Source organism: Curtobacterium sp. Csp1 (assembly GCF_013347185.1).
Window position 1 is genome coordinate 1,313,722 of record NZ_CP054594.1, and the last position, 24,329, is coordinate 1,338,050.

General features: G+C 73.5%; 23 protein-coding genes. 11 read left to right on the top strand and 12 right to left on the bottom strand.

Annotated features, from left to right (window positions below):
- Positions 1 to 33 precede the first annotated feature (33 nt).
- Positions 34 to 750 (bottom strand): YceI family protein, encoded by a 717-nt coding sequence (locus HUN58_RS06430; protein ID WP_114850044.1) that lies wholly within the window; start codon positions 748 to 750, stop codon positions 34 to 36.
- Positions 751 to 811: 61 nt separating this feature from the next.
- Here HUN58_RS06430 and HUN58_RS06435 point away from each other — a divergent pair, with 61 nt between their 5' ends.
- Together HUN58_RS06435 and HUN58_RS06440 are read left to right on the top strand one after the other, a co-directional pair.
- Entirely contained in the window at positions 812 to 2,089 is a 1,278-nt protein-coding gene (locus HUN58_RS06435) for a glycosyltransferase 87 family protein (RefSeq protein ID WP_114850043.1), read from the top strand.
- Positions 2,086 to 2,394 (top strand): thiamine-binding protein, encoded by a 309-nt coding sequence (locus HUN58_RS06440; RefSeq protein ID WP_141861933.1) that lies wholly within the window; start codon positions 2,086 to 2,088, stop codon positions 2,392 to 2,394. Before HUN58_RS06435 ends, HUN58_RS06440 begins: the two co-directional genes overlap by 4 nt.
- A gap of 30 nt (positions 2,395 to 2,424) precedes the next feature.
- On the opposite strand, the gene HUN58_RS06445 is transcribed toward HUN58_RS06440, so the two are convergent.
- Positions 2,425 to 2,604 (bottom strand): hypothetical protein, encoded by a 180-nt coding sequence (locus HUN58_RS06445; RefSeq protein WP_141861931.1) that lies wholly within the window; start codon positions 2,602 to 2,604, stop codon positions 2,425 to 2,427.
- A gap of 47 nt (positions 2,605 to 2,651) precedes the next feature.
- Here HUN58_RS06445 and HUN58_RS06450 point away from each other — a divergent pair, with 47 nt between their 5' ends.
- Together HUN58_RS06450 and HUN58_RS06455 are read left to right on the top strand one after the other, a co-directional pair.
- A complete protein-coding gene (locus tag HUN58_RS06450; RefSeq protein ID WP_141861929.1) occupies positions 2,652 to 2,906 on the top strand; it encodes a hypothetical protein in 255 nt (84 codons plus the stop codon).
- Between the two features lie 253 nt (positions 2,907 to 3,159).
- Positions 3,160 to 4,425 (top strand): MFS transporter, encoded by a 1,266-nt coding sequence (locus tag HUN58_RS06455; RefSeq protein ID WP_180225413.1) that lies wholly within the window; start codon positions 3,160 to 3,162, stop codon positions 4,423 to 4,425.
- A 284-nt stretch (positions 4,426 to 4,709) separates the two neighbouring features.
- On the opposite strand, the gene HUN58_RS06460 is transcribed toward HUN58_RS06455, so the two are convergent.
- From HUN58_RS06460 to HUN58_RS06485, 6 genes are all read right to left on the bottom strand, one after another.
- Complete coding sequence (locus HUN58_RS06460; RefSeq protein ID WP_058740671.1) at positions 4,710 to 5,381, bottom strand: response regulator transcription factor; 672 nt, start codon at positions 5,379 to 5,381, stop codon at positions 4,710 to 4,712.
- 146 nt (positions 5,382 to 5,527) lie between these two features.
- Positions 5,528 to 6,850, bottom strand: coding sequence for a hypothetical protein (locus HUN58_RS06465; RefSeq protein WP_141861927.1), 1,323 nt, complete (start codon positions 6,848 to 6,850; stop codon positions 5,528 to 5,530).
- Positions 6,847 to 8,004, bottom strand: coding sequence for a sensor histidine kinase (locus HUN58_RS06470; protein WP_114850037.1), 1,158 nt, complete (start codon positions 8,002 to 8,004; stop codon positions 6,847 to 6,849). The genes HUN58_RS06465 and HUN58_RS06470 overlap by 4 nt, the downstream gene beginning before the upstream one ends.
- A 296-nt stretch (positions 8,005 to 8,300) precedes the next feature.
- Positions 8,301 to 9,500, bottom strand: a complete 1,200-nt coding sequence (locus HUN58_RS06475) for a homoserine O-acetyltransferase (RefSeq protein ID WP_180225412.1) — start codon at positions 9,498 to 9,500, stop codon at positions 8,301 to 8,303.
- A gap of 137 nt (positions 9,501 to 9,637) precedes the next feature.
- Positions 9,638 to 10,969: a bifunctional o-acetylhomoserine/o-acetylserine sulfhydrylase gene (locus HUN58_RS06480; protein ID WP_058740667.1), complete on the bottom strand. Its 1,332-nt coding sequence runs from the start codon at positions 10,967 to 10,969 to the stop codon at positions 9,638 to 9,640.
- A gap of 147 nt (positions 10,970 to 11,116) precedes the next feature.
- On the bottom strand, positions 11,117 to 12,286 hold the full coding sequence (locus tag HUN58_RS06485; protein WP_180225411.1) for an acyltransferase family protein: 1,170 nt from the start codon (positions 12,284 to 12,286) through the stop codon (positions 11,117 to 11,119).
- 72 nt (positions 12,287 to 12,358) lie between these two features.
- Between HUN58_RS06485 and HUN58_RS06490 the strand changes: the two genes are divergently transcribed.
- The 5 genes from HUN58_RS06490 (at position 12,359) to HUN58_RS06510 (ending at position 15,961) form a co-directional block, all read left to right on the top strand.
- Positions 12,359 to 13,132, top strand: coding sequence for an SDR family oxidoreductase (locus tag HUN58_RS06490; protein ID WP_180225410.1), 774 nt, complete (start codon positions 12,359 to 12,361; stop codon positions 13,130 to 13,132).
- Between the two features lie 134 nt (positions 13,133 to 13,266).
- Positions 13,267 to 13,800: a phosphoribosyltransferase gene (locus HUN58_RS06495; protein ID WP_217507756.1), complete on the top strand. Its 534-nt coding sequence runs from the start codon at positions 13,267 to 13,269 to the stop codon at positions 13,798 to 13,800.
- On the top strand, positions 13,797 to 14,516 hold the full coding sequence (locus HUN58_RS06500; RefSeq protein WP_180225409.1) for a Type 1 glutamine amidotransferase-like domain-containing protein: 720 nt from the start codon (positions 13,797 to 13,799) through the stop codon (positions 14,514 to 14,516). Before HUN58_RS06495 ends, HUN58_RS06500 begins: the two co-directional genes overlap by 4 nt.
- 9 nt (positions 14,517 to 14,525) lie before the next feature.
- A complete protein-coding gene (locus HUN58_RS06505; RefSeq protein WP_180225408.1) occupies positions 14,526 to 15,206 on the top strand; it encodes a uracil-DNA glycosylase in 681 nt (226 codons plus the stop codon).
- A 146-nt stretch (positions 15,207 to 15,352) separates the two neighbouring features.
- Entirely contained in the window at positions 15,353 to 15,961 is a 609-nt protein-coding gene (locus HUN58_RS06510; RefSeq protein WP_058740663.1) for a GNAT family N-acetyltransferase, read from the top strand.
- Positions 15,962 to 16,180: 219 nt separating this feature from the next.
- Here HUN58_RS06510 and HUN58_RS06515 read toward each other — a convergent pair whose 3' ends face one another.
- Positions 16,181 to 16,906, bottom strand: a complete 726-nt coding sequence (locus HUN58_RS06515; RefSeq protein ID WP_180225407.1) for a FadR/GntR family transcriptional regulator — start codon at positions 16,904 to 16,906, stop codon at positions 16,181 to 16,183.
- A 337-nt stretch (positions 16,907 to 17,243) separates the two neighbouring features.
- Here HUN58_RS06515 and HUN58_RS06520 point away from each other — a divergent pair, with 337 nt between their 5' ends.
- Entirely contained in the window at positions 17,244 to 18,821 is a 1,578-nt protein-coding gene (locus HUN58_RS06520; protein WP_254631632.1) for a GntP family permease, read from the top strand.
- A gap of 38 nt (positions 18,822 to 18,859) precedes the next feature.
- The gene (locus HUN58_RS06525) at positions 18,860 to 19,345 is read left to right on the top strand and encodes a gluconokinase (protein ID WP_180226024.1); all 486 of its coding nucleotides are present in this window, start codon (positions 18,860 to 18,862) and stop codon (positions 19,343 to 19,345) included.
- Between the two features lie 22 nt (positions 19,346 to 19,367).
- Here the strand turns inward: HUN58_RS06525 and HUN58_RS06530 are convergent, their stop codons facing one another.
- From HUN58_RS06530 to HUN58_RS06540, 3 genes are all read right to left on the bottom strand, one after another.
- Positions 19,368 to 20,291: a L,D-transpeptidase gene (locus HUN58_RS06530; protein ID WP_180225406.1), complete on the bottom strand. Its 924-nt coding sequence runs from the start codon at positions 20,289 to 20,291 to the stop codon at positions 19,368 to 19,370.
- A gap of 81 nt (positions 20,292 to 20,372) precedes the next feature.
- A complete protein-coding gene (locus tag HUN58_RS06535; protein WP_180225405.1) occupies positions 20,373 to 22,364 on the bottom strand; it encodes a glycoside hydrolase family 43 protein in 1,992 nt (663 codons plus the stop codon).
- Positions 22,365 to 22,493: 129 nt separating this feature from the next.
- Positions 22,494 to 24,158 carry an ABC-F family ATP-binding cassette domain-containing protein gene (locus tag HUN58_RS06540; RefSeq protein WP_180225404.1) on the bottom strand — a complete coding sequence of 555 codons (1,665 nt, stop codon included), beginning with the start codon at positions 24,156 to 24,158 and terminating at the stop codon, positions 22,494 to 22,496.
- Positions 24,159 to 24,329: the final 171 nt, after the last annotated feature.

The following is a 24,329-nucleotide window of genomic DNA, read 5'->3' on the forward strand; positions in this document are numbered from 1 at the left end:
AGCGGGTCGGGCTGGTGTCGGCCCCGTCCGCGGTCAGCGGGCGGGGCTCGCGTGCACCAGGAACTCGACGGCGCCACGTGGCTCGACCCGGACGAACCCCAGGTCGGGCGCCTGCACGCCGTAGTCCGCGAACGTCACGGGCACGCTGCCGGACACCTGCACGCCGTCGCCGTCCAGGCCGATCTGCAGCGTCGCCGTGACCGAGCGGGTCACCCCGTGCAGCGTCAGCTCGCCGGGGGCGTCGACGGTCGTGGTGGCGGAACCGCTCGGGACGGCGTCCGCGATCGGCTCCCCGAGGGTGAAGGTCGCGGTGGGGAAGGCCGCGACGTCGAGGGCGGAGTCGCGGAAGTACGAGTCGCGCTGCGCGGAGTCCGTCGCGATGTCGGCGACACGGACCGTGACGGTCGCTGCCGTGATCGCGGTCCCGGCGACCGTCGCCTCGCCGCTGACGCTGTCGGTCCGGCCGGTGACCGTGACGTCCGAGCCGTTCAGCACCTCGTGCACGCGGTAGCCGGCCTCGGAGTCCCCGCCGACGGTCCAGCGGCCCGCCAGGTCCGCGGGGTCCAGGGTCGACGGCGCGCGGCTCGCGGCGACGGTGGGGGTCGCCGAGGCCTTCGCGTCCTCTCGCGAGGAGTACGCCCTGGTGGCCGCGACGACACCGACGGCGAGGACCGAGACGACCACCACCACCAGGACGACCCAGGCGACGGGGTTGCGGGTCGGACGTCGGCGGGGTGGGACTGCGGTCACGGCGCCACCGTGGCACGTCCCGCTCAGGGGAGCCTGGACGACGCCCCGCTACGCTCGACCGGTGCAGGTACGGTTCCGGTGGGTCGAGGCGGCCCTGTTCGTCGCGGCGTTCGTGCTCGTGCACGCGTTCCTGTGGTGGGCGAACACGTCCCTGCCGAACCTGCCGCTCGGGGACGTCACCCGCACGTACCGCGAGTGGATCGAGGCGGGCCACCGGGACCACTACTGGGTCGGTGTCGACTCGGACTGGGTCTACCCGGTGTTCGCGATCGTGCCCATGGCCGCCGCCGCGCTCGGCGGCGCCGCGTCGATCGGCACCGGGTGGCTGCTGCTCATGACCGTGCTCGACGCCGCCGCGGTCGCCGTCCTCTGGCGGTTCCGCGCGCTCGGGGTGCGGGTGGTCTGGTGGTGGCTGCTGTTCCTGCTGGCGCTCGGCCCGATCGCTCTCGGCCGCATCGACGCGGTCGCGACGGCCCTCGCCCTGGTCGGGGTGGCCTTCGTCGCGACCCGACCCGCCGTCGCTTCGGCGGTGTTCACCGTCGCCGCGTGGACCAAGGTCTGGCCGGCCGCGCTCGTCGGGGTCCTGCTGCTGCGCCGAGGGCACCGGCGGGGCGTCCTCACCGGGGCGCTGGTCGTGACGGCGCTGATCGTCCTGGTCGACGTGCTGTACGGGGGAGCGGCGCACCTGCTTTCCTTCGTCTCGCAGCAGAGCGGCCGGGCGCTGCAGATCGAGGCTCCGCTCGCGACGCCGTTCATGTGGGCGGCGGCGGCCGGCGTCCCCGGGGCCGCGGTCTACTACGACACCGGGATCCTGACCTTCGAGGTGTCCGGGGCCGGGACGCACGCGGCCGCTGCGCTCTCCACGCCACTGATGGCCGTCACCGTGCTCGCCGGGATCGTCCTCGCGCTGGTCGCGGTCCGGCGCGGTGCCCGCCGTGCCGAGGTCGCCCCGCTGCTGGCGCTCGTGCTCGTCGCCGCGCTCATCGCGACGAACAAGGTCGGCTCCCCGCAGTACGTCGGCTGGTTCGCGGTCCCCGTCGTGTGGGGACTCGTCGCCGGGCGTGCCAGTGCCCGGCGGTTCGTGCCGGTCGCGGTCGCCCTGCTCGTGACGGCCGTGCTCACCCAGGTCTTCTACCCGACGTTCTACGACCAGGTGCTCCTGGTGCGTCCCTGGGTGCTCGTGGTGCTGACGATCCGGAACCTGCTCGAGGTCGGGGTGCTCGTCTGGGGGCTCGTCCTGCTGGCTCGCTCGCCGTCCGGACGGTCCGCGCGGACCCGGGAGCTCCCGTCCGACGGTGGCGTGCCCGTCGAGGTCGAGCGGGGCAGGATGGACGCATGATCGTCGCGTTCTCCGTCGCCCCGTCCGGTGGTCCCGCAGCGTCCTCGGACGGCTCCGTGCACGACGCGGTCGCCGCCGCGGTGCGGATCGTCCGCGAGTCCGGGCTGCCGAACCGCACCTCGTCGATGTTCACCGAGATCGAGGGGGAGTGGGACGAGGTGATGGACGTCGTCAAGCGGGCGACCGAGGCCGTCGCCGCCCACGGCACCCGGGTGTCGCTCGTGCTGAAGGCCGACATCCGGCCGGGCCACACCGGCGAGATCGACGGCAAGCTCGAACGGCTCGAAGCAGCGCTCGGCGACTGAGACGGGGGGCGTCCGGCTGCTGGTCGGCCGCTACGGGTACATCCGCCCCGTGTTCTGGTCGCGCTCTGCCTGCCGGAGCGCCTCGGCGATCTCCGGATCGGAGCCGTCGAAGGCCCGCGACCGCGAGCCGAAGTCGGTCACGTGGTGCATCCACAGCCAGAGTCCGAACAGCGCGACGAGCACAACCACGGTCCCGATCCACCACCACATGACCGTCACGCTACCGCCGCGGCCGACACGCCGCCACGGTCCCCGGGATGTCGGTGGCCGGGTGTCTCATGGTGTCGTCGAGCCGCACCCGCGGCCGGACCGACGACCACGAGGAGCGCGTGATGACCCACGACGGCTGGTGCCCTGACTGCGACCTGCAGACGGTCGTGGTCGACGCGGACGAGCAGGGCGAGAACGGCTGGGCGACGTGCGTCGAGTGCGGCGCGGGCTGGGTGCACCGGGACGAGGTGCCCGAGCCGGCGCCGTCGGCCGCAGCCCACGTGGAGCGCCGCGCGGCCTGAGGGCTGTTCCGCAGACGACCTCCCGCTGGTCGCTCGGGCGTCTGGTCGAATCGATTCGGTCCGCCGCTTCCGCTGACCCGTTGGAGCGTTCTACACTGCTGGGACGGGCTGCATCGCAGGCCCGTCCCGTTCGCCGCCGAACCCGCACCGGCCCCGACCACCGTCGGACGGTCCTCGGTCGGCGCCGCGCTGCGCCGGACCGGGACCCCAGATCGCGGCGGGCCTCCCACCCCACGTCACGAGAACAGGTCGCATGACGCTCACCACCCCGACGAGCCGCGCGCTCGCCCTCATCGCCCTCGCCATGGGCGGCTTCGCGATCGGTTCGACCGAGTTCGTCGCGATGGGGCTGCTGCCGAACATCGCCGAGGCGCTGCTGCCGCAGCAGTACGCCGTCTCGCCGGACGCCGGGGTCGCGCACGCCGGGTGGCTCGTCAGCGCCTACGCCCTCGGGGTCGTCGTCGGTGCCCCGACGATCGCGGCGATCTCCGCGACCTTCCCGCGCAAGGGCCTGATCCTCGTCCTGCTCGTGGGCTTCGTCGTCGCGACGGTCGCGAGCGCGGTCCTGCCGAGCTTCGGCCTGGTCCTCGTGGCACGCTTCGTCGCGGGTCTGCCGCACGGCGCGTACTTCGGCATCGCCTCCATCGTGGCCGGCGACATCATGGGACCCGGCAAGCGGGGCAAGGGCATCGCGATGGTCATGCTCGGCCTGTCCATCGCGAACGTCGTCGGTGTGCCCGCGATCACATGGGTCGGGCAGAACGCCGGTTGGCGGACCGCGTACGGGGTCGTGTCGGTCCTGTTCGCGCTGACGTTCCTGGCGGTCGCCGCCTTCGTCCCGCGCAGCCCCCGCGACGAGCACGCGACCATCGGCCGCGAGCTGCGGGCGTTCCGCTCCCCGCAGGTGTGGATCGTCATGGGCCTCGGCGCCGTCGGGTTCGGTGGGTTCTTCGCCGTGTACTCGTACATCTCGCCGCTCGTCCAGAACGTCACGGGGCTGCCCGAGTCGGCGGTGCCGCTCGTCCTGGTGGTCGTCGGGCTCGGCATGGTCGTCGGTGGCGTCCTCGGCGGGCACCTGGCGGACCGGAGCGTCAAGCGGACCATCTACGTCGGCATGCTCGCACTCGTCGGTGCCCTGCTCGTCACGGTCTTCACGGCGCAGTGGACGTGGGGCGTGTTCCTCGGTGCGTTCCTGCTCGGCGCGACCTCGTCGGCGATACCCCCGGCGGTGCAGTCGCGACTCATGGACGTGGCCGGCGACGCCCGCACGATCGCGGCGGCGCTCAACCACTCCGCGTTCAACATCGGCAACTCGCTCGGTGCGGCCCTCGGCGGCGCGGTGATCGCGGCCGGCTTCGGGTTCCTCGCGCCGGCGTGGCTCGGCATCGTCCTCGCCCTGCTCGGCCTGGTCGTCACCGCGGTGAGCTACGGCGTCGGGCGGCGGACCGTCCGGCGTGCGGGGCTGCGCACGACGTCCCCGTCGACGGGTCCGATCACCGCGCCGGTCCCGACCGTCTGAGTCGTTCCGTCCGTCCGGCGCGCGCGGCTGCCCGGCGGTCCTGGCCGTCCGATGAGTGAGCAGAAGCCGTCGGGTCCGTCGGACGGAACCAACGGCTTCTGCTCACTCGACAGCGCCCAGGTGTCGACAGCGCACGGGTGTCCACAGCGCACGAGTGTCGACAGCGACCGGAGGACGGACGGGAGGCACGTGGCGGCGTCGCCACGTGGAGGCACGTGGCGGCGTCGCCACGTGCCTCCCGTCCGGTTGCTGGGTGCGGCAGTCCGCCGGACCGCGAGCGGTCCCTACAGCCCGACCGGGCTGCCGTCCTGCACGATGATGCCGTCGGTGATCGCCCGCTTCCGCAGCGCGACCTTCGTGCCGACGTCGAAGCCGGCGACGCGGTACTTCTCACGGATGCGCTTGAGGTAGCTCTTCGCGGTCTCCTCGGAGATGCCGAGCTGGTACGCGACGCTCTTGACCGGCTCGCCGCCGCCGTAGAGCGCCATGACGCGACGCTCCTGGGCGCTGAGCTTCGGGACGCCGCCGACGTCGCCGCTGTTGATCGCGAGGTCGAGCTCGGCGGAGACGTACTGCTCGCCGCGCTGCGCGGCGCGGATCGCCTCGACGATCATGTCCGCGTCCTCGCTCTTGACGAGGTAGCCGAGGGCGCCGGCGCCCAGGGCCTCGCGGACGACGTTCGGCTCCGAGTACGTGCTCATCACGACGGTCTTGACGCCGGCGGTCTTGAGCGTGGAGATCTTCAACGACACCGGGATGGAGTCCTTGAGGTCGAGGTCCAACAGGACGACGTCGACGGGGAACGCCGGGTTCGTCAGGAGCTCGGGCCAGGTCGTGACCGCGGCGACGAGGGTGATGTCGTCGGCGGCGCTGCGGATCCACTCGGTGAGTGCGCCGAGGAGCATCTTGTGGTCGTCGACGAGTGCGAGTCGGATCGGTTCCTCTGGAGTCGCCATCAGGCGTCCTTTCTCGGGGGCGTGCCTGCCGATCCTAGGGGGAGCGACCGGTCGTGGCGGGCAGGTGGGCCAGGGTGTCCGGGACTCCGGGGCCGGCCAGGTGGTGCGTTCGTGGGGCGCGTCGCTCGGCGCGCGGCGGGACGGCGCTACATCGACGGGTGCCGGTCGACGACGCAGTGGGCGACGACGGTGAGCACCCCGTCGCGGACCGAGTCGGTGTACGGACCTATGCGCTGCAGGGCGCTCCACGCGGTGGGGCCGAGGCGACGCCGGGGGACCCCGCGGGACTCGAAGACGATCGGCACGTCCATGCGTTCGTCGGAGACCGGGTGGCCGTCGGAGCCGATCGGCCCGAGGGTCACGGAGACGACCGGGACGCCGGGCTGGCTCGTCCGGCCGTCGCCGACCATCTGCCAGAGCGCCTGCAGGAGCCCGTCGCGCTGCGCGGGGGTGAGGTGCCCCGCGAGGCCCTGCGGGTCGGCGACGCTGACCGAGCGGCCGAGGTGGTCGGACTCCGTGATGGCGTGGTAGAGCCAGGTCTCGCGGCGGCCCTCGATGAGGTGCAGGCGGAGCTCGGTGGCGAGCGACGCGGCGACCGAGGCGGAGGCATCGGACAGGGGGAGCGGGTCGGACCCGTTCGCGACGGCGTCGAGGAGCTTCTCGGCGGCCAGGTCGAGCCGGGCGAGCTCGTCGGAGGCGAGCATGCCGACGGCGAACTGCGGCGCTTGCACGTTGCTCTGCACGAGCACGCGGTCGAGCTCGCGCTGCACGAGCTGGCGGAACCGGTGCACGACGAACAGGGCGATGGACGGCGGGACCACGACGATCGCGAGCATCGACACCAGGCCCGGCATGGTGTCCGGGGTGATCGGCGTCGACGTCACCGCCATCGCGACGAAGGCCGCACCGAGCACGACGATCGCGGTCCCCACCTCCTTCGCGGGGCGCAGCGAGGCGATCGGGAGCAGGGCGAACCCGGCGGCGACCGACGCGCTCGCGGTCCGGGCGAGGTCGTGCTCGGGGAAGATCCCGACGAAGTCGAGCGTCACCACGCACGCGAGCACGACGCAGATGAGTGCGAAGGCGGTGCCGGTCAGGCGTTCGCCGTAGGTCATCAGGCTCAGGCAGACGCACACAGCGGCGAGGAGGTAGAGCGCCCACGCGGCGGCCGGGAGCCACGGGTTCGACAGCCCGGGAGCGTGCACGAGGAAGAGCGCGATGCCGGCGACGGCCTGGATCGCGGCGAGCACCGCGGCGCCGAGGCCGAGGTAACCGGTGCCGAGCGACGCCCCGGGCTTCGCTGCCTGGCGGAGCGAGCGCGCGCCGGTGGAGGTGGACGGCAGGCCCCGGGCCTGCCGCCGGTCGGTCCCGCGGTAGCGCTCCCGGGCCTCGCGGCGGGTGCGGGGTGCGGCCGCCGCGGTCTCGCCGGGCAGGCCGCGGCTGATGGTGTCCTCCGGCAGGCGGCTCACCGCGGTGCCTCCAGCACGACGGTGGTGCCGGAGCCGGGCGCCGAGAAGAGCTTGGCGTCACCGCCGACCTCGCGCAGACGGTTCACGACGCTCTCCTTGAAGCCGAGTCGTTCGGCGCCGACGGCGTCGAGGTCGAAGCCCACACCGGAGTCCGTCACCATCGCGCGGACGGTCTCCTGGTCGTGGACGATCGTCACGTGCGCCTCGCCGACACCCGCGTGCCGTCGGACGTTCTCCAGGCACTCGCCGAGCGCGAGCAGGAACGCGTCGAGCACGTGCGAGGGGAGCAGGACCTGGCCGGTGCCGTGCCAGCTGACCTCGAGCCCCATCCGGCCGAAGCGCTGCTTGACGGACTCGAGCGTCTGCCCGAGCGGCGACTCCTCCTGCCGGGTGAGCGAGTAGTCGCCGGACTGCTGCGGCTGCGGGGTCGCGCCGAGCCGGAGGTGGCGGAGGAGGCGGGCGTCCTCGGCGGCCTGCTCGCGCATGGCCTGCTCGGAGACCCCGCGGCCGGAGTGCGCCAGGAGTGTGAGGGTCGCGAGCACGGTGTCGTGCAGGAGCCGGGCACCCTGCCGACGCTGGGCCTCGGTCTCGCTCGCCTGGCGTTCGGCGCGGTGCGCGGTCCCGATGCTCTGGATGCGTCGGGCGACCCGGGGGATGCTCCGGGCGATCCACACGGTGATCACGGCGATGAGGATCCACCCGAGGGCTGTCCCGACCGCGGCGGCGGACAGCACGCTGCCGGACGCCCACACGACCGCCGCGAGCGCGACGGCGCCGCTGCCGATCGTCAGGGCGAGACCGGGGCGGGAACCCCGCTGCGCCATGAGCGGTGCGGAGAGCGAACCGGCGGCCAGGGGGACGACGGCGGCGGCGACCACGGGACGCTGGTCGGGCGTCGTGCCGAGGAGCAGGAGGGCGAGTGCGCCGAGCCCGGAGACGGACGCGAGGGCGCTCCACCACGGGGAGCCGTTCGCGCCGAAGGCCAGGAACGCGGCGATGAGCACGGCGATGCACGCGAGCGCACCGAGGAGGGGCATGATCGGCACCGACGCCGAGCTGATGATGCCCACGACCGACACCAGGGCGCACGTGACACCCACGACACGGGTCGTCGACCGCAGCAAGCGGTCGCGTTCCTGTGCGATGAAGTCCATCGGTGTCCTGGTGGTGACGTCAGCACCGCTCCGGTGGTTCCGGGGGCTGTGCTGGTGCGGCGGTACGGGTGTGCTGGTGACCGTCCGTCCGGGGGTCCGGACGGTCGTGCGCTCGGCGGGAGACCGGCTCCGTCGTCATCATTCCACGGGCGGCACCCGTTGTGGGGTGTCCGGCACGCCAGTGACGTCAGGATGGCGACGGGATCGTTACCCGGGCCGCGCTGCGCGGACGCGCGGCGACGGCGTCGGCGGTGCCCACGCGGACGACGGCACCGAGCGGCGCGGACGCCCGGCGGTCAGTCGAGCAGGCGGCGCAGGTGGGCCCCCACGGCCTCGTGCTCGATGAGGAACCCGTCGTGCCCGAACTCGCTGGCGATCACCGCCGCCCGGTCGCCGTCGAGGGCGTCGGGCACCCCGGCTGCGATGCGGTGCTGGTCCTCGACCGGGAACAGTCGGTCGCTCGACACCCCGACCACGAGCGTGCGCGCCCGCACCGTGCCGAGCGCTGCGGCGACCCCGCCCCGGCCGGCCCCGACGTCGTGCGAGTCCATCGCGTGCGTCAGCGTCACGTACGAGGCCGCGTCGAACCGCCGGGTGAACTTGTTGCCGTGGAAGTCGAGGTAGCTCTCCACGCTGAAGCGGCCCTCGTCGCCGAGCGGAGAGACGTCGCTCTGCCAGGACCGGGCGAACCTGCCGTTCAGCTCGTCGGGCGCGCGGTAGGTCATGAGCGCCATCCGCCGTGCCAGGGCGAGCCCGCGGTGGGGTCCCTCGCCGGGGTCGGCGTCGTGGTAGTCGCCGTCCGCGAAGGCCGGGTCCATCTGGATCGCCGTGCGCTGCAGCGAGTTCGCGGCGATCTGGTCGGCGGTGGTCTGCGCGGTCGTGGCGAGCAGCGCGAGGCGCTCGACCCGCTCCGGGTGGGCGATCGCGAACTCGAGCGCGTGCATGCCGCCCATCGACCCGCCGACGACGGCCGCGAAGCGCTCGATGCCGAGCCGGTCGGCGAGCTGCGCCTGCACGGCGACCTGGTCGCGGACCGTGACGAAGGGGAAGCGGCCGCCCCACTCGCGGCCGTCCGGCGCGACCGAGGACGGCCCCGTCGTGCCCTGGCACCCGCCGAGCATGTTCGGCGCGACGACGAACCACCGATCGGTGTCGATCGCCCGACCGGGTCCGACGACGTCACCCCACCAGCCGGCCGTGCGGTGCCCGGGTCCGGGGGGACCGGCGACGTGCGAGTCCCCGGTCAGCGCGTGGAACACCAGCACCGCGTTGTCCCGTGCGGCGTTCGGCGTCCCCCACGTCTCGTAGGCCACGCGCACGGACGTCAGGCGGCCACCACGCACCCACTGCTCGCCCAGCGACTCGAAGCGGCGGGCGCCGGGGTGGTCGCCCGGGCGCCAGGCCCCGGTGACGGGCGGCTTGCCGAGGGTGCCCAGCTCGGCGCCGGGCACGAGGGTGGACGGCACGGAGTCCTCGGGGGTCGTCTGCCAGTCCATGGTGGGTCCAGTCTGCCGGGAGGCGCGACGCACCGCCGCCGTGTTACGTCACGCCCGGTGTGTGGCCGGGCCCGGCGGCGTGTGGCCGGGCCCGCGAGCGCGGCGACGACGCTCCGCCCGCGCGCCCGGCCCGCGCGCTACGCGCGCTGGCCCTCCTGGGCGACGGCCCGCGCCGCCGCGAGCCCCGCCTCGAGGTCGGCCCGCAGGTCCTCGACGTTCTCGATGCCGACCGACAGCCGCACGAGCCCCGGGGTGACCCCGGTCGTCAGCTGCTGCTCGGGCGTGAGCTGCGAGTGCGTCGTCGATGCCGGGTGGATCACCAGGGACCGCACGTCCCCGATGTTCGCCAGGTGCGAGAACAGCTGCAGGTGGTCGACGAACGCCTTCCCCGCGGGCACGCCGCCCTTCAGCTCGAAGGACAGCACCGCCCCGACGCCGCGCGGCGCGTACTTGTTCGCTGCCGCGTACCAGGGCGAGGTCGGCAGCCCCGCGTAGGACACCGACGCGACGTCCGGGTGCCGGTCGAGCCACTCGGCGATCTCCTGCGCGTTCGACACGTGCCGCTCGATGCGGAGCGACAGCGTCTCGATGCCCTGCAGCAGCGCGAACGCGGTGTCCGGGGAGTTCGACGCACCGAGGTCGCGGAGCAGCTGCACCCGGGCCTTCACGACGTACGCGAGCTCGTTGCCCACGGCCTGCGCGAACACGGCGCCGTGGTAGGACGGGTCGGGGCTGTTGAACTCCGGGAAGCGCTCGGCGTGGTCCGACCAGGCGAACCGGCCGCCGTCGACGATCACGCCGCCGATCACCGTGCCGTGGCCGCCGAGGAACTTCGTCGCCGAGTGCACGACGATGTCCGCGCCGTGCTCGAACGGACGGATCAGGTACGGCGTCGCGATGGTGTTGTCGACGATCAGGGGCACGCCGGCCTCGTGCGCGACGTCCGACACCTTCGTGATGTCGAGGACGTTGATGCGCGGGTTGCCGATGGTCTCCGCGAAGAACAGCTTCGTGTTCGGCCGGACCGCGCGGCGCCACTCCTCGGCGTCGTCCTGGTCCTCGACGAAGGTGGTCTCGATGCCGAGCTTCGCGAGCGTGTACTTGAACAGGTTGTACGTGCCGCCGTAGATCGACGACGACGACACGATGTGGTCGCCGGCACCCGCGATGTTGAGCACCGCGTACGTCTCCGCCGCCTGCCCCGAGGACACGAGCAGCGCCCCGGTACCGCCCTCGAGCGCGGCGATCCGCTGCTCGACGACGTCGTTCGTCGGGTTCATGATCCGCGAGTAGATGTTCCCCGGCTGCGCGAGCGCGAACAGGTCGCGGGCGTGGTCCGAGTTCTCGAACACGTACGACGTCGTCTTGTAGATCGGCGTCGCACGGGCACCCGTGGTCGGGTCGGGCTGCGCGCCGGCGTGGACCTGCGTCGTCTCGAACCGCCAAGCGGCGGCGTCGTTCGTGCTCATCGGTGCTCCTGTCGGGTGCGGTGGTCGTCGGGTCGCCCTGCGCGTCGGACGGGAGGCCCGTGGCTGCGCTGCGTCGACCGTCACGGTACGCAGGTGGCCGGGCGGGCACCAGCAGGGCCGCCACCGGGCGTAACGGACGGGGCGGACCTAGGCCGTGCCTCCAGGCCGTCCGGGTGCCGGTCCCGGGGTCGCGACGTCCCTGCGGAACAGCCAGTCCACCTTCGGCTCGAGCAGCCAGCGCATCGCGCGGCGCACGAAGGGCTGCGCCAGGAACAGGCTGACCGCGCAGGCGACCGCGACCATCAGCAGTACGTACGGCCAGGCGGAGTGCTCGCCGGCCAGGACCCCGGACTCGCGGATCGGGTACAGGACGAACGTGTGGAGCAGGTAGACGGACATCGTCGCCGCGCCGAACCGGGTGATCCACACCCTCCGGCGCGGCACGAGCAGCAGGAACGACGCCGTCAGCACGCCGGCGAGCAGCACCAGACCGAGCCGGACACCGCCCGCCCACCAGGCGTCCTCACCGAGCCCGGCGTACGAGTCGTCGTAGAAGAACCAGTGGTGCAGGTCGAACTCGGCGAACTGCGGGATGAACAGCAGGCAGGCGGCCGCCCACGCCGCGAACACCGCGCCGGCCGCCATGCGCACGCGCACCACCGTGCGGCGGGACGCCTCGTACCAGCGGTCGAACAGCCCCCACTGCCTGAGCTGCCAGCCGACCAGGAAGAACGGCAGCAGGCTGATCGCCCGACCGAGCGAGAACGTCGAGTCGACGTTGTCCGAGTACCCGACCCCGACGCTGAGCACCACCGCCCAGAACAGCGGCCACCGCAGGATCGCCAGGTACGGCAGCACGAGCCGGAAGATCCCGAGCGCCAGGAGGAACCAGAGCGTCCACGTGGGCTGCGTCGGGTTGAACTCCTTGCCGCCCTCGACGACCGCCTGCACCACGGTCCAGATCGTCTGCATCACGATGTACGGCACGACGATGTCGGTGAACGTCCGCCGCATCCGCTGCGCGGTCGGGGTGTCCGCCGACGAGAAGTAGCCGCTGATCACGCCGAAGGCGGGCATGTGGAACGCGTAGATGAACGTGTAGAGCGCGAGGGCGTGCTCGCTGCCGGCGGTCTGGCGCTGGATGGCGTGCCCGATCACCACGAGGGTCACGGCGACGAAGCGTGCGGTGTCCCACATCGGGATGCGACGAGGGGCGCGGCCGGGCTCGAGCGGGGTGGTCGGGGCGGTCGGCGCGGCGTCCTTGCTCGTGCGTGGTCCGGTGTCCCTGCTCGTGCGCGGTCCGGCGTCCCTGCTCATGCCCGGTCACGGTACCGGATCGTCGTCGGTACGGTGGTGCGGTCCGCTCCCGTCCCTTCCGTCGGAGGTCCCATGTCCCGTCTCGCCGTCGTCACCGGAGCCAGCTCGGGCATCGGTGCCGCCACCGTCCGGCTGTTCCGCTCGAGGGGATGGGACGTCCTCGCCGTCGCCCGACGCGAGGACCGGCTCCGGGCGCTCGCCGAGGAGACCGGCACCGACTGGCTCGTCGCGGACGTCACGGACGCCGACGCGGTCGCGGCGCTCGCCGCACGGGTGGCCGAGGCCGGCGGTGCCGACGTGCTCGTGAACAACGCCGGTGGCGCCCTCGGCTCGGCGAGCGTCGAGGAGTCCGACGTCGACGACTGGCGCGCCATGTTCGAGGTGAACGTGATCGGCACGAAGCGCGTCACCGCCGCTCTGCTGCCGCAGCTCCGCCGTCGGGCCGCGACCGCCGGGGTCGCCGACGTCGTCACCGTGACGAGCACGGCCGGGCACGTGGCGTACGAGAACGGCGGCGGCTACAACGCCGCGAAGTTCGCCGAGCACGCCCTGGTCGGCGCGCTCCGCCTCGAGCTGAACGGCGAGCCGCTCCGGGTGGTCGAGATCGCCCCCGGGCTGGTGAAGACCGACGAGTTCGCCCTCACGCGCTTCCGGGGCGACCGCGAGAAGGCCGACGCGGTGTACGCCGACGTGCCGGAGCCGCTCGTGGCCGAGGACGTCGCCGAGGCGATCGTGCACGCGGTCGAGCTGCCGGCGCACGTCAACCTGGACCTGGTGACCGTGCGGCCCGTCGCGCAGTCGGCGCAGCACAAGCTGGCGCGGGGGCCGCTCACCCCGCGGAGCTGACGCGGGCAGGAGCCGCGCCGGGGCCGGGCTGTGTCCGTGTCCGTGTCCGTGTCCTTGTCCGGGTCCAGGTCCGGACGCGCGCGGGTCCTGGTGACGGGTCGCGGTGGACGGGGCAGTGCCGCTACCGTGGTCGGATGCCGATCAGCAGCGAACCCGGGGCAGCCGCGCAGGCACCCTCGACCGTGACCGTCACGAGCGGGCCCGAGGTGCTCGGGTGGCTCGAGTTCGGGGACGCGGCCCGGCTGCTCGCCAAGGACGTGCTGTCCTCCGGCTTCGAGCCCGAGGTCGTCGTCGCGGTCGCCCGCGGTGGGCTGATCATCGCCGGTGCCGTCGCCTACGCGCTCGGCACCAAGGAGTGCGGCTCGATCAACGTCGAGTTCTACACCGACGTCGAGCAGCGCCTGGACGAGCCCGTCATCCTGTCGCCGGCCCTCGACGCGCCGAGCCTGGCGGGCAAGCGGGTCCTCGTGGTCGACGACGTCTCCGACTCCGGCCGCACCCTGCGCCTGGTCGTCGACATCATCCGGAACGCCGGCGCCGACGTCCGCAGCGCGTGCCTGTACTCGAAGCCCGGCACGGTGCTCGAGCCCGACCACGTCTGGCGTCGCGTCGACGGCTGGATCACGTTCCCGTGGAGTGCCCTCGCCCCGGTGACGGCCGAGTCGTGAGCATCCACCTCGTCGGCGGCGGCCCGGTCATCGCCTCGGACGCCGTCGCGCCGTTCCTGGCCGAGGCCACCGCGCGCGCCGCTGCCGTCGGCCGGACCGTGCCGCGCATCGGCCTCCTGTCCGTCTCCCGACAGGACGGCACATCGCCCTCGTCGACGGCCGACCTCGCCGAGGCCCTCGGCGGTGCCCGGCAGGCCGAGGTCCTGGTGACCGAGGTCGCCCCCGGCACGGTCTTCGCCACCTCGGTCCTCAGCGACGTCGACGCGCTCGTGATCGGCGGCGGTGTGACCCCGCACTACCTCGACGCGATCGCCCCGCTCGTCGACCAGATCCGGCTGCTCGTGTCCGACGGCCTGCCCTACCTCGGCTACTCGGCGGGCGCGATGGTCGTCGCCGACCGCGCACTCGTCGGCGGCTGGCGCATCGGCGGCGTCGAGGTCTGCCCCGAGGAAGCGTCCGAGGGGCTGGACGAGGTCGAGCTCCGCGAGGGACTCGGGCTCGTCGACCTGACCATCGACGTGCACGCCGTCCAGGCCGGCACGCTGGCGCGGCTGATCGCCGCCGCCGAGGCGGAGTTCGTCACCGCCGGGCTCGCGATCGACGAGGACACGGCGCTCGTCGTCGGCGAGGGCGCCCTCCAGGTCCGCGGCACCGGCAGCGTCTGGCGCGTCGTCGCCGGGGACGAGTCGGTCTCCGTCGCGACCATGGGCGCCTAGGCACCGGTCGTGCAGCCGCGGCCGCTTGCCGAGCTCGTCGACCCCGGGTGGGCCGAGGCCCTCGCGCCCGTCGAGACCGACGTGCACCGGATGGGGGACTGGCTCCGCGACGAGGTCGCCGCCGGGCGCCCCTACCTGCCCGCCGGCGACGTCGTCCTGCGTGCGTTCACACAGCCCTTCGACGACGTGAAGGTGCTCGTCGTCGGACAGGACCCGTACCCGACGTCGGGGCACCCGATCGGGCTGTCCTTCGCGGTCGACCCGCACGTCCGGCCCGTTCCGCGGAGTCTGGCGAACGTCTACCGCGAGCTCCGCGACGACCTCGGCGTGACGCCGCCGGCGCACGGCGACCTGCGTGCGTGGTCGGAGCAGGGCGTGCTGCTGCTCAACCGTGTGCTGACGGTCGGGTCCGGCGCCGCCGGGAGCCACCGCGGCAAGGGCTGGGAGGCCGTCACCGACCAGGCCGTCCGCGCGCTCGTCGCCCGGGGGACCCCGCTCGTCGCCGTGCTCTGGGGTGCCCAGGCTGCGTCCGTCCGACCGCTCCTCGGCGACACCCCGGTCGTGGCGTCGGCGCACCCGTCGCCGCTGAGCGCCTCCCGCGGGTTCTTCGGCAGCCGTCCGTTCTCGCAGGTGAACGCCCTGCTCGAGCAGCAGGGCGCGACCCCGGTCGACTGGTCCCTGCCCGCCTGACGCGCCGGCACGTCGGCCGAGTCTCGGCGTGGGCGACACGACTCGGGTCGCAGCGCCCGGGAGTCGTCGCCCAGCGCGAGACTCGGCAGCGCCCGCCGTCGTGGCAGCGCCTGACGGCCCGGCCGCGCCCGCACTAGGCTCGGGACGTGCTCGAGGAGGAATACCAGCGTCGCCGCGTGCTGCCGCGCCACCTGCGCGCGCCCGTGCCCGCCGAGGCCGCGTTCACCTACACGATCCGCGCCGCCGAACCCGGGGACCTGCCCGACGTCCGCGAGATCCACACGCACTACGTCCGGAACTCCTCCGTCACGTTCGACCCGTCGGCGTTCACGTTCGCGAAGTGGAAGCAGCGGTACGACGAGGTCCGTCGCCGCGGCCTGCCGTTCCTGGTCGCCGAGAACCCGTCCGGGCAGGTGCTCGGCTACGCCCTCGTCGACCCGTGGAACCCGCGCGACCGGTCGAACCACGTCGTCGAGGACTCGATCTACCTCGGCGCCGCCGCCGGTGGGAAGGGACTCGGCCGCGCCCTCATGGAGGCCCTGCTCGAGGAGTGCCGCTCCGCCGGCGTCCGCGAGGTCATCGCCGTCATCGCCGACCGCCAGGCCGAGGCGTCGATCCGCCTGCACGAGCGCCTGGGCTTCGAGGAGGTCGGTCGGATGGGGAAGGTCGGCTTCAAGTACGACCGCTGGCTCGGCACCGTCACGATGCGGTTGCGCCTCCGCGGCCCCCGCCTCTTCGCGCGCGGCCGGCGCTGACGCGGCCCCGGGCCGCCTCCGCGGCCCCCGCCTCTTCGCGCGCGGCCGGCGCTGACGCGGCCCCGGGCCGGAGGGGAGGCGCGTGGCGGGGTCCGCACGATCCTCCCGTCCGCCCTTCCCCCCGGTCGCGCGCGATGGCTGGTCGTTCCGGGCGTACCCGGTGCTCCGGGAACGTCAGGGATGCCCGGTTCCGCCAGGTACCGACGCGCCGCTCGCCCGTCAGGGGGCCGGTGCCTCGGCGATGAACTCGTCCCGCGTGACGCGCAGGAGCGCCGTCGCGGCGGAGGACGCGGCGTCCGCGTCGCCGTCGACGACCGCGCGCGCGACCGCCACGTGGCGAGCGGCGGCGTCGTGGGTCCAGCGGGTGATGGTGTCGCGCGACTCGGAGGTGCGGGTGCGGAGCAGGGCCTCGACGGTGCCGGCGAAGTGGGCGAAGACCGCGTTGCTGGACGCCGCGAGGAGGGCGCGGTGGAAGCGGACGTCGGCCTCGAGGTAGGCGCGGGAGTCGTCGCGGTCGCAGGCGGCGGCCATGTCGGTCGCGGCGGCGAGGACGGCGGCGGTACGGTCGGTGCCGTCGGTGGCGTCGGTGCCGACGTTCGTGGCGGCCAGGGCGGCGGCGACGGGTTCGACGCCGAGCCGGAGCTCGAGGAGCTCCCGCTGCTGCGCGAAGTACGCGGGGGAGGCGCCGCGCCACCGGATGACGGTCGGGGCGAGGAGCTCCCACGAGGACGCGGGCCGGACGAGCGTGCCGACCCGCTGCCGGGGCTCGACGAGGCCGAGGGACTGGAGGACGCGGAGGGCCTCGCGGACGACGGACCGGGACACGCCGTACTCCTCGGCGACGGCTTCGGGGCGGACGACCGTGCCCGGACGGAGCAGTCCGTCGACGATCTGCTGCCCGAGCGTCTCGAGCACCTGGGCGTGGAGCCCGCGGGCGGTGGTCATCGTTCCTCCGTGCTGGTGGTGCTGGTGGTGCTGGTCGTGCTGGTCGTGCAGGTCCTGCCGCACGTGTCTGACGTGCGGTCGTGCTGGTCGTGCGTTGCCGGTAGCGGCCCGTCCGGCTGGGTCCGTCCTGCTCATCGAAGCGGCAGACTGCCGGGCAGGGCGCACGGCACGCGGCGCTTCGTCGTATGATCTGATTAATCAGATTATTGGACCGGACCATCGCGTGTCCGGTCGCGCCCCGCGCGGACCGCCGGCCGACCACCCGGCCGACCGGTCACGAGCGGTGCACACACGAAGGCGACGGGGCCGCGAGGCGGCGGCCCAGGAAGGGGCACAGATGCCTCACGCACCCACGTCCGGAGCGTTGGACGAGCTGACCGCGCACGGGCTGACCGCGCCGCACGGGCTCACCGTCCTGGCGGCCGAGGGCGGCAGCACACCGACCGTCGACCCCTCCGGGGCGGTCGGCCAGCTCGTCGCGGCGGCGGTGGTCGGCATCGTCGTCATCATCGTCCTCATCACGTGGCTCAAGGTCCACCCGTTCATCGCGCTCGTGATCGGTGCCCTCGGCGTCGGGATCGGCGCCGGGCTCGCCCCGGACAAGGCCGTGACGAGCTTCGGCAACGGCTTCGGCGCGACGATGACGAGCGTCGGCATCCTCGTCGGCCTCGGGGCGATGTTCGGCCGCATGCTCGTCGACTCCGGCGCTGCCGACCGAGTGGTCGACACCCTCGTGCGACGGTCCTCGACGGCCGCGCTGCCGTGGACGATGGCCCTGATCGGGGCGCTCATCGGACTGCCGATGTTCTTCGAGGTGGGCCTCGTGCTCCTCATCCCGATCATCGTCCTCGTCGCGAAGCGCAGCGGCGTCCCGATCATGAAGATCGCGGTCCCGGCCCTCGTCGGCCTGTCGACCATGCACGCCTTCGTGCCGCCGCACCCCGGCCCGCTCGTCGCCGTGTCGACGGTCGGCGCGAACCTCGGCACCACCCTGGCCTTCGGCATCGTGCTCGCGATCCCGGTCATCGTCCTCGCCGGTCCGGTCTTCGCCCGCTTCGCGGCGCGCTGGGTCGACATCCCCGCGCCCGACATGTTCTCGTCGCGTGGTGCGGCCGCGTCGACCGGCTCCGGTCCGGCGGACCCCGCGCAGGCCGGACGGGAGGCACGGCGCGGCCCCGCCACGCAGGACACCGCGTCCCTGCCGAACGGCAAGAGCGACTTCACCCGCGTGATCAGCGAGCCGCGGAGCCCGTCCTTCACGGTCGCCCTGGTCGGCATCCTGCTGCCGGTGGTGCTCATGCTCGCCCAGGCCGTCCGCGAGGCCGTCGCGCCCGACGCCGCCGGCGGCTGGGTGTCGCTGCTCGACTTCCTCGGGTCGCCCGTGATCGCGATCGGCATCGCCGCCGTCTTCGCGATGGTGTTCTTCGCGATCGGTGGTGGCATGGACCGGTCCGCCGTCGCGAAGTCCCTCGAGGACGCGCTGCCCCCGATCGCCGGCGTGCTGCTCATCGTCGGTGCCGGCGGCGGCTTCAAGCAGGTACTCATCGACACCGGCATCGGCGGGGTGATCGCGGACGCCGTGCAGGAGTCCGGCATCTCGGTGCTGCTCGTGGCGTGGGTTGTGTCCGCCCTCGTACGCGTCGCCACCGGGTCGGCGACGGTCGCGACCGTGACGGCCGCCGGGATCATGGCGCCGATCGCCGAGGGGCTGTCGACGCCGGAGACGTCGCTGCTCGTCCTCGCCATCGGTGCGGGGTCGGTGTTCCTGTCGCACGTGAACGACGCCGGGTTCTGGCTCGTGAAGGGCTACCTCGGCACGACGGTGGGGCAGACGTTCAAGACGTGGACCGTGCTCGAGTGCCTCATCTCGGTGCTCGGCCTGGGCGGCGTGCTCCTCGCGGGGGTGTTCCTGTGACCGCCGAGGCCGGGGTCGACGCGCGGGTCCTCGTCGTGATGGGCGTCTCCGGGTCCGGGAAGTCCACGGTCGCGGCGATGGTCGCCGAGCGCCTGGGATGGGACTTCGCCGAGGGCGACGAGATGCACCCGCAGGCGAACGTCGACAAGATGCAGGCCGGCACCCCGCTCACCGACGAGGACCGCTGGCCCTGGCTCGACGTCGTCGCCGGGTGGATCCGGACGCACCTGGACGACGGACGCCCGGGCGTGGTGACCTGTTCCGCGCTGAAGCGTTCCTACCGCGACGTGCTCCGCGCCCCCGGGGTCGTCTTCGTGCACGTCGCGGGCGATGGTGCGCTCATCGCCGACCGGATGTCCGCGCGGTCCGGGCACTTCATGCCGACGTCGCTGCTGGCGTCGCAGCTGTCCACGCTCGAGCTCCCGCAGCCGGACGAGACGCACGTGACCATCGCCGCGGACCGGACGCCGGAGGAGGAGAGCGCCGAGGTGCTCGAGCGGCTCGGGTTGTCGCCGGTCGGCTGAGGCGGTCGGACGGTGTCCGCGGTCAGGTGAACTGGATCGCGGTGCCGACCGGCAGCTGCGCCAGGGTCTTCGTCATCTCGGCGGAGATCCGGACGCAGCCGTGCGAGCTGCCGGTCGGGTCCGGGTAGTAGTGCAGCGCCGTCAGGGCCGCGTTGCCGCCGTACTGGGCGATCCGTGACGAGTGCGCCCCGGTCAGGATGATCGGGTTGCCCTGCGTGTACGTCACGCGGGCGTCGACGTACGCGGCCTCGACGTACGTCGCCGTCGCGGTGGGGGTCGGGTCGTCGGGCGTGCCGAGCCGGGCGGCCTCGGTCGCGCTGACCGCCCCGTCCCGGCCCACGACCGAGACCGTCGACGCGGCGACGTCCACCTCGATCATCCGGTCCGCGGACGTGAGCGTGAAGTCGGCGGCGCGCGCCCAGGCGAAGGTGGCGCTCGGCGCCGTCGGGTCACCGCCGTCGCCGGGGGTGCGGTTCCGCGCCGGGGTGGAGACGAGGACCATGCCGCCGTCCTGCCCGGGGCTCCGGCCCCAGACGGCCGTGGCCGCCGGGGTGTCGATCGTCGAGACCGTGGACGCGAGCGTCGCGATCGGAGCTGCCGACGCCGACGGCTCGGCGTAGAGCGCGACGAGTGCAGCGTTCGGCACGGCGATCGTCCACTGGTTCTCGGGGTGGACGTGCGTGCCGTCGAGGAGCTGCGGGACGACCGCGTCGTGGAAGGCCAGGGGCAGGGCGGCGAGCTGCTCGGCCGACGGTGCCGCCGGGACCGCGGCCAGGGGCGTGGCGCTCCGCGTCGGCGACGGGGTCGGCGAGACCGAGCGCGGCGCTGCCGCGCGGGTGGCCGCCGGTTCGGGCGCCGACCCCGCCGCGACGACCCCGACGACGGTGCCCGCGACGGCGACCACCCCGACGGCTGCGAGTGCGATGCCCCAGGTCCTGCGCTGCATGGTGTCCTCCCCTGCACCAGTCCACCAGATCCGGGCCGGGAGGGCACGCCGCTCGGCGCGGCGCGCCCCCTCGACGGCGGGTCAGCCCTTCGAGACCATCACCCAGCTGAGCTGGATGCCGTACTTCGTCGCGGGCGAGACCCGGAGGTCGACGACGCCGTCCTTGCCGACGGTCACCTCGGCCGACAGCGTCCGGAAGGTGCCGTCGATCGGCTGCGCGGTCGCGACGGTCTTCCCGTTGACCGACACCGCGGCAGCGCGACCGGGCGCGCTCTTGGTCCACGGGTCCCAGAAGCCGACGTCGACGCGCTGCTTGCCGGACTTCAGACCGGTGAGCACGTACTCCAGGTCGGTCGCGTCGGCCTGCCAGCGGACGGTGCTCGTGATCGTCCCGCCCGAGGTGCCGTTCGTCCCGCCCGTGGTGCCGAGGTAGCCCCAGTGGTCGCCGGTCGACGGGTCGGCCCCGAAGCGCTGGTCGTCGACGGAGTTGAGCAGCCGGTCGCCGCGCTGCCGCAGGAACGCGAGGTCCGCGGTGTGGTCGGCGGTGCCCTGGCCGCCGGCGTCGACGAAGTAGGACAGCTTCGCGGGGAGCACCGTCACGGTGCGGGTGAAGGTCCGGCCGTCGTCGAGCGTGCCGGTCACGGTCCGCTCACCGGCCGTGGCGAGTGCGTCCGCTGCCCACGTGACGCGGTGCGACCGGGTCGTGGACCCCTCGCGGACCTGCACGGTGCGCGGGAGTGCCTTCGTGCTCGACGAGAGCGTGGCCTGCCCGGGGACCGCCGTGGTGACGGTCCAGGGCGTGGACGGGTGCAGGTCGTCGAGCGTCCAGCTGGTCGTGTCGCACGAGAACGACATCGCGCCGCCGTCGCCGAAGGTCACCGGGAGCCAGACCGACGGCGCGGTCCGCAGGTCGGTGGCGTTGTTCCACCGGTCGCCGAGGTACACGACCCGACCGTCGCCGAGGTTGAGCAGCGACGTGCTCTGCGAGTTGCACGTGGTGTCGGCGTTCGTGCCGGTGGCCGGGTTGCCGTGCGCCGTCCAGGTCCCGAGCAGGTCCGTCGCGGTGGCGTACGCGGCCGCGTTCGGGGCCCACCCGGTCGCGCCGGAGGTCACGAGGTAGTACGTCCCGCCGACCTTGGTGAGGGCCGGGGCCTCCCGCTGCCCGCCGATCCAGGGCTGCGGTCGGCGGAAGTCGACGCCCTCGACGGCCGTGGCAGGGTCCGCCGACAGGTTCGTGTAGTCGGCGTCGAGCTTCGAGATGTAGAGCGTCAGGTTCTCCTCGCTGGCGTAGACGATGTACGCGGTGCCGTCGTCGTCTACGAAGAGGTTCATGTCGCGGGCCATGCCCGGGTCGCTCGGGTGCTGGTTGGTGGGGTCGCTCGCCGGGACCCGGTCGAGCCGGTACGAGTCGACGTAGCGGAACGGTCCCGTGGGGGAGTCGGCGACGGCGACGCCCGCGGTGGCCTTGGCGTACTGCGCGTCGGAGGTGGCCGTGGGGCCGTCGGCGTGCACCCACATGACCCACTTGCCGGTCTTCGCGTTGTGGATCACCTTCGGCCGCTCGAGGATCGCACCCGGACGGGTCGCGCTCTCCGCCGTGACGCCGAGGTCGCGGTAGACGGCGTCCTGCTGCGCCTGGTCGTACCCGCCGTACAGCGAGGCGAAGTACGGGTCGGCGAAGTCGGCACGGCTCGTCATCGTGCGGAGGGCGAGGCCCTCGTCGTGCCAGTCGTACAGGTCGCGCGACGAGTAGACGTGCACGCCCGGGGTGTCGCTGTACCCGTTCGTGCGGTCCTCGCCGTACCAGTAGTAGATCGGCTTGCCGTCGCTGTCCTGCGCGGTGACGACCTGGCCGCCGTGCCCCTGGATCGGCTGTCCCTGGTCGTCGTTCCACGGCTGTCCCGGCTGGAAGGCCGGCGCTGTGGTCGATGCTGCTGCGTTCGTCGCTGCCGCGGCCGGTGCCGCCGCGGCGAGGGCCGGGGCACCGCCCAGCCCGCCGACGGCCACCGCTGCCGCGATCGCCCAGGCGAGTGTGCGTCGCCCGTTCCCCTGTCGTGTTGCTCGGATCCCCATCGATCCCGCCTCCTCGGCTGTCGTCGTCGACCCCTGTGTCGACCCGGTGCTGACGGCTGTGTCAACGTCAACATCCTGGAGGGGTCGGCGCGGGCAGCGCAAGGGTGCCGTCCCGTTGCCGCACCCGGATCAGCGCTCGGTGACCCGCCCGTCCTCGACCCGCCACTGCCGGTCGAGCCGGACCGTGTCGAGCATCCGGCGGTCGTGCGTGACGAGCAGGAGGGTGCCGTCGTAGCCCTCGAGCGCCTGCTCGAGCTGTTCGATGGCCGGGAGGTCGAGGTGGTTCGTCGGCTCGTCGAGCACGAGGACGTTCACCCCGCGGGCCTGCAGCAGCGCCAGCCCGGCGCGGGTCCGCTCCCCGGGGGAGAGCTGCGCCGCCGGTCGACCGACGTGGTCGGCCTTCAGCCCGAACTTGGCGAGCAGGGTCCGGACGTCGGCCGTGGTCATCTCCGGGACGAGGGCCTCGAACGCCGCGGCGAGGGGCTCGTCGCCCGTGAAGGCCGCTCGGGCCTGGTCGACCTCGCCGACCGCGACGCTCGACCCCATCGAGGCGTTCCCCGACGTCGGCTCGATCCGTCCGAGCAGCGCCGCGAGGAGCGTCGACTTGCCGGCGCCGTTCGGTCCGGTGATGCCGATGCGGTCCCCGCCGGAGACCTGCAGCGAGACGGGGCCGAGGGTGAACCCGCCGCGTTCGTAGCGGGCGTCGGACAGCGTCGCGACGACGGCGGACGACCGCGGGGCGCTCCCGATCGTGAACGCGAGCTGCCACTCCTTGCGGGGCTCCTCGACCTCGTCCAGGCGTGCGATCCGGGACTCCATCTGCCGGACCTTCTGCGCCTGCTTCTCGCTCGACTCGCTCGCCGCCTTCCGACGGGTCTTGTCGTTGTCGGGGTTCTTCTTCATGGCGTTCCGGACGCCCTGGCTCGACCACTCCCGCTGGGTGCGGGCGCGGGACACCAGGTCGGCCTTCGTCGCCGCGTACTCGTCGTATGCGTCGCGCTTGTGCTGCCGGGCGATCTCGCGCTCCTCGAGGAACGAGTCGTACCCGCCGCCGAACAGCCGGTGCGACGACTGTGCGAGGTCGAGTTCGAGCACCGCGGTGACCGAGCGGGCGAGGAACTCGCGGTCGTGGCTGACCAGGACGGCACCGCCGCGGAGGCCCCGGACGAACTGCTCGAGCCGTTCGAGGCCGTCCAGGTCGAGGTCGTTCGTCGGCTCGTCGAGGAGCACCACGTCGAACCGGGAGAGCAGCAGCGCCGCCAGTCCGACGCGCGCTGCCTGCCCGCCGGACAACGCGGTCATCGGGGAGTCCGGGCCGACCCCGGCGTCCTCGGCGCCCACGTCGAGCCCGAGCTCGGCGAGGACGACGGGCAGGCGCTCGTCCAGGTCCGCGGCGCCCGCGGCGAGCCAGTGCTCGAGCGCCGCGCTGTAGCGGTCCGCGACGGCGTCGTCGGCGTCCGGCGCGCCGAGGGCCTCGGCGGCGGTGTCCATCGCCGCGGTGGCCTGGGCGCACCCGGTCCGACGGGCCACGTACGCGGCGACCGTCTCGCCGGGGACGCGCTCGTGCTCCTGGGGCAGCCACCCGACGAACGCGTCGGGTGGGTTCGTCGACACGGTGCCGGCGAGTGGCTCGTCGACACCCGCGAGCAGCCGCAGGAGCGTCGACTTCCCGGCGCCGTTCACCCCGACCAACCCGATGACGTCACCAGGGGCCACCGTGAGGTCGAGGCCCTCGAAGAGCGTGCGTGCGGCGTGGCCGCCGGCGAGGTCCTTGGCGACGAGCGTGGCGGTCATCCGGACATGGTCCCACGGACGCGCGCCGCGTCCGCGACGCACCACCCACCGGACGGGAGGCTCGGGTCGGCCCCGCCACGCGCCTCCCGTCCGTCAGGCGGTCCCGCCCGTAGCGAGCGTTCCTGCCCATCGCGCGTGACATGGGATGCCGATCCGCGCGTGGGGTGCCGG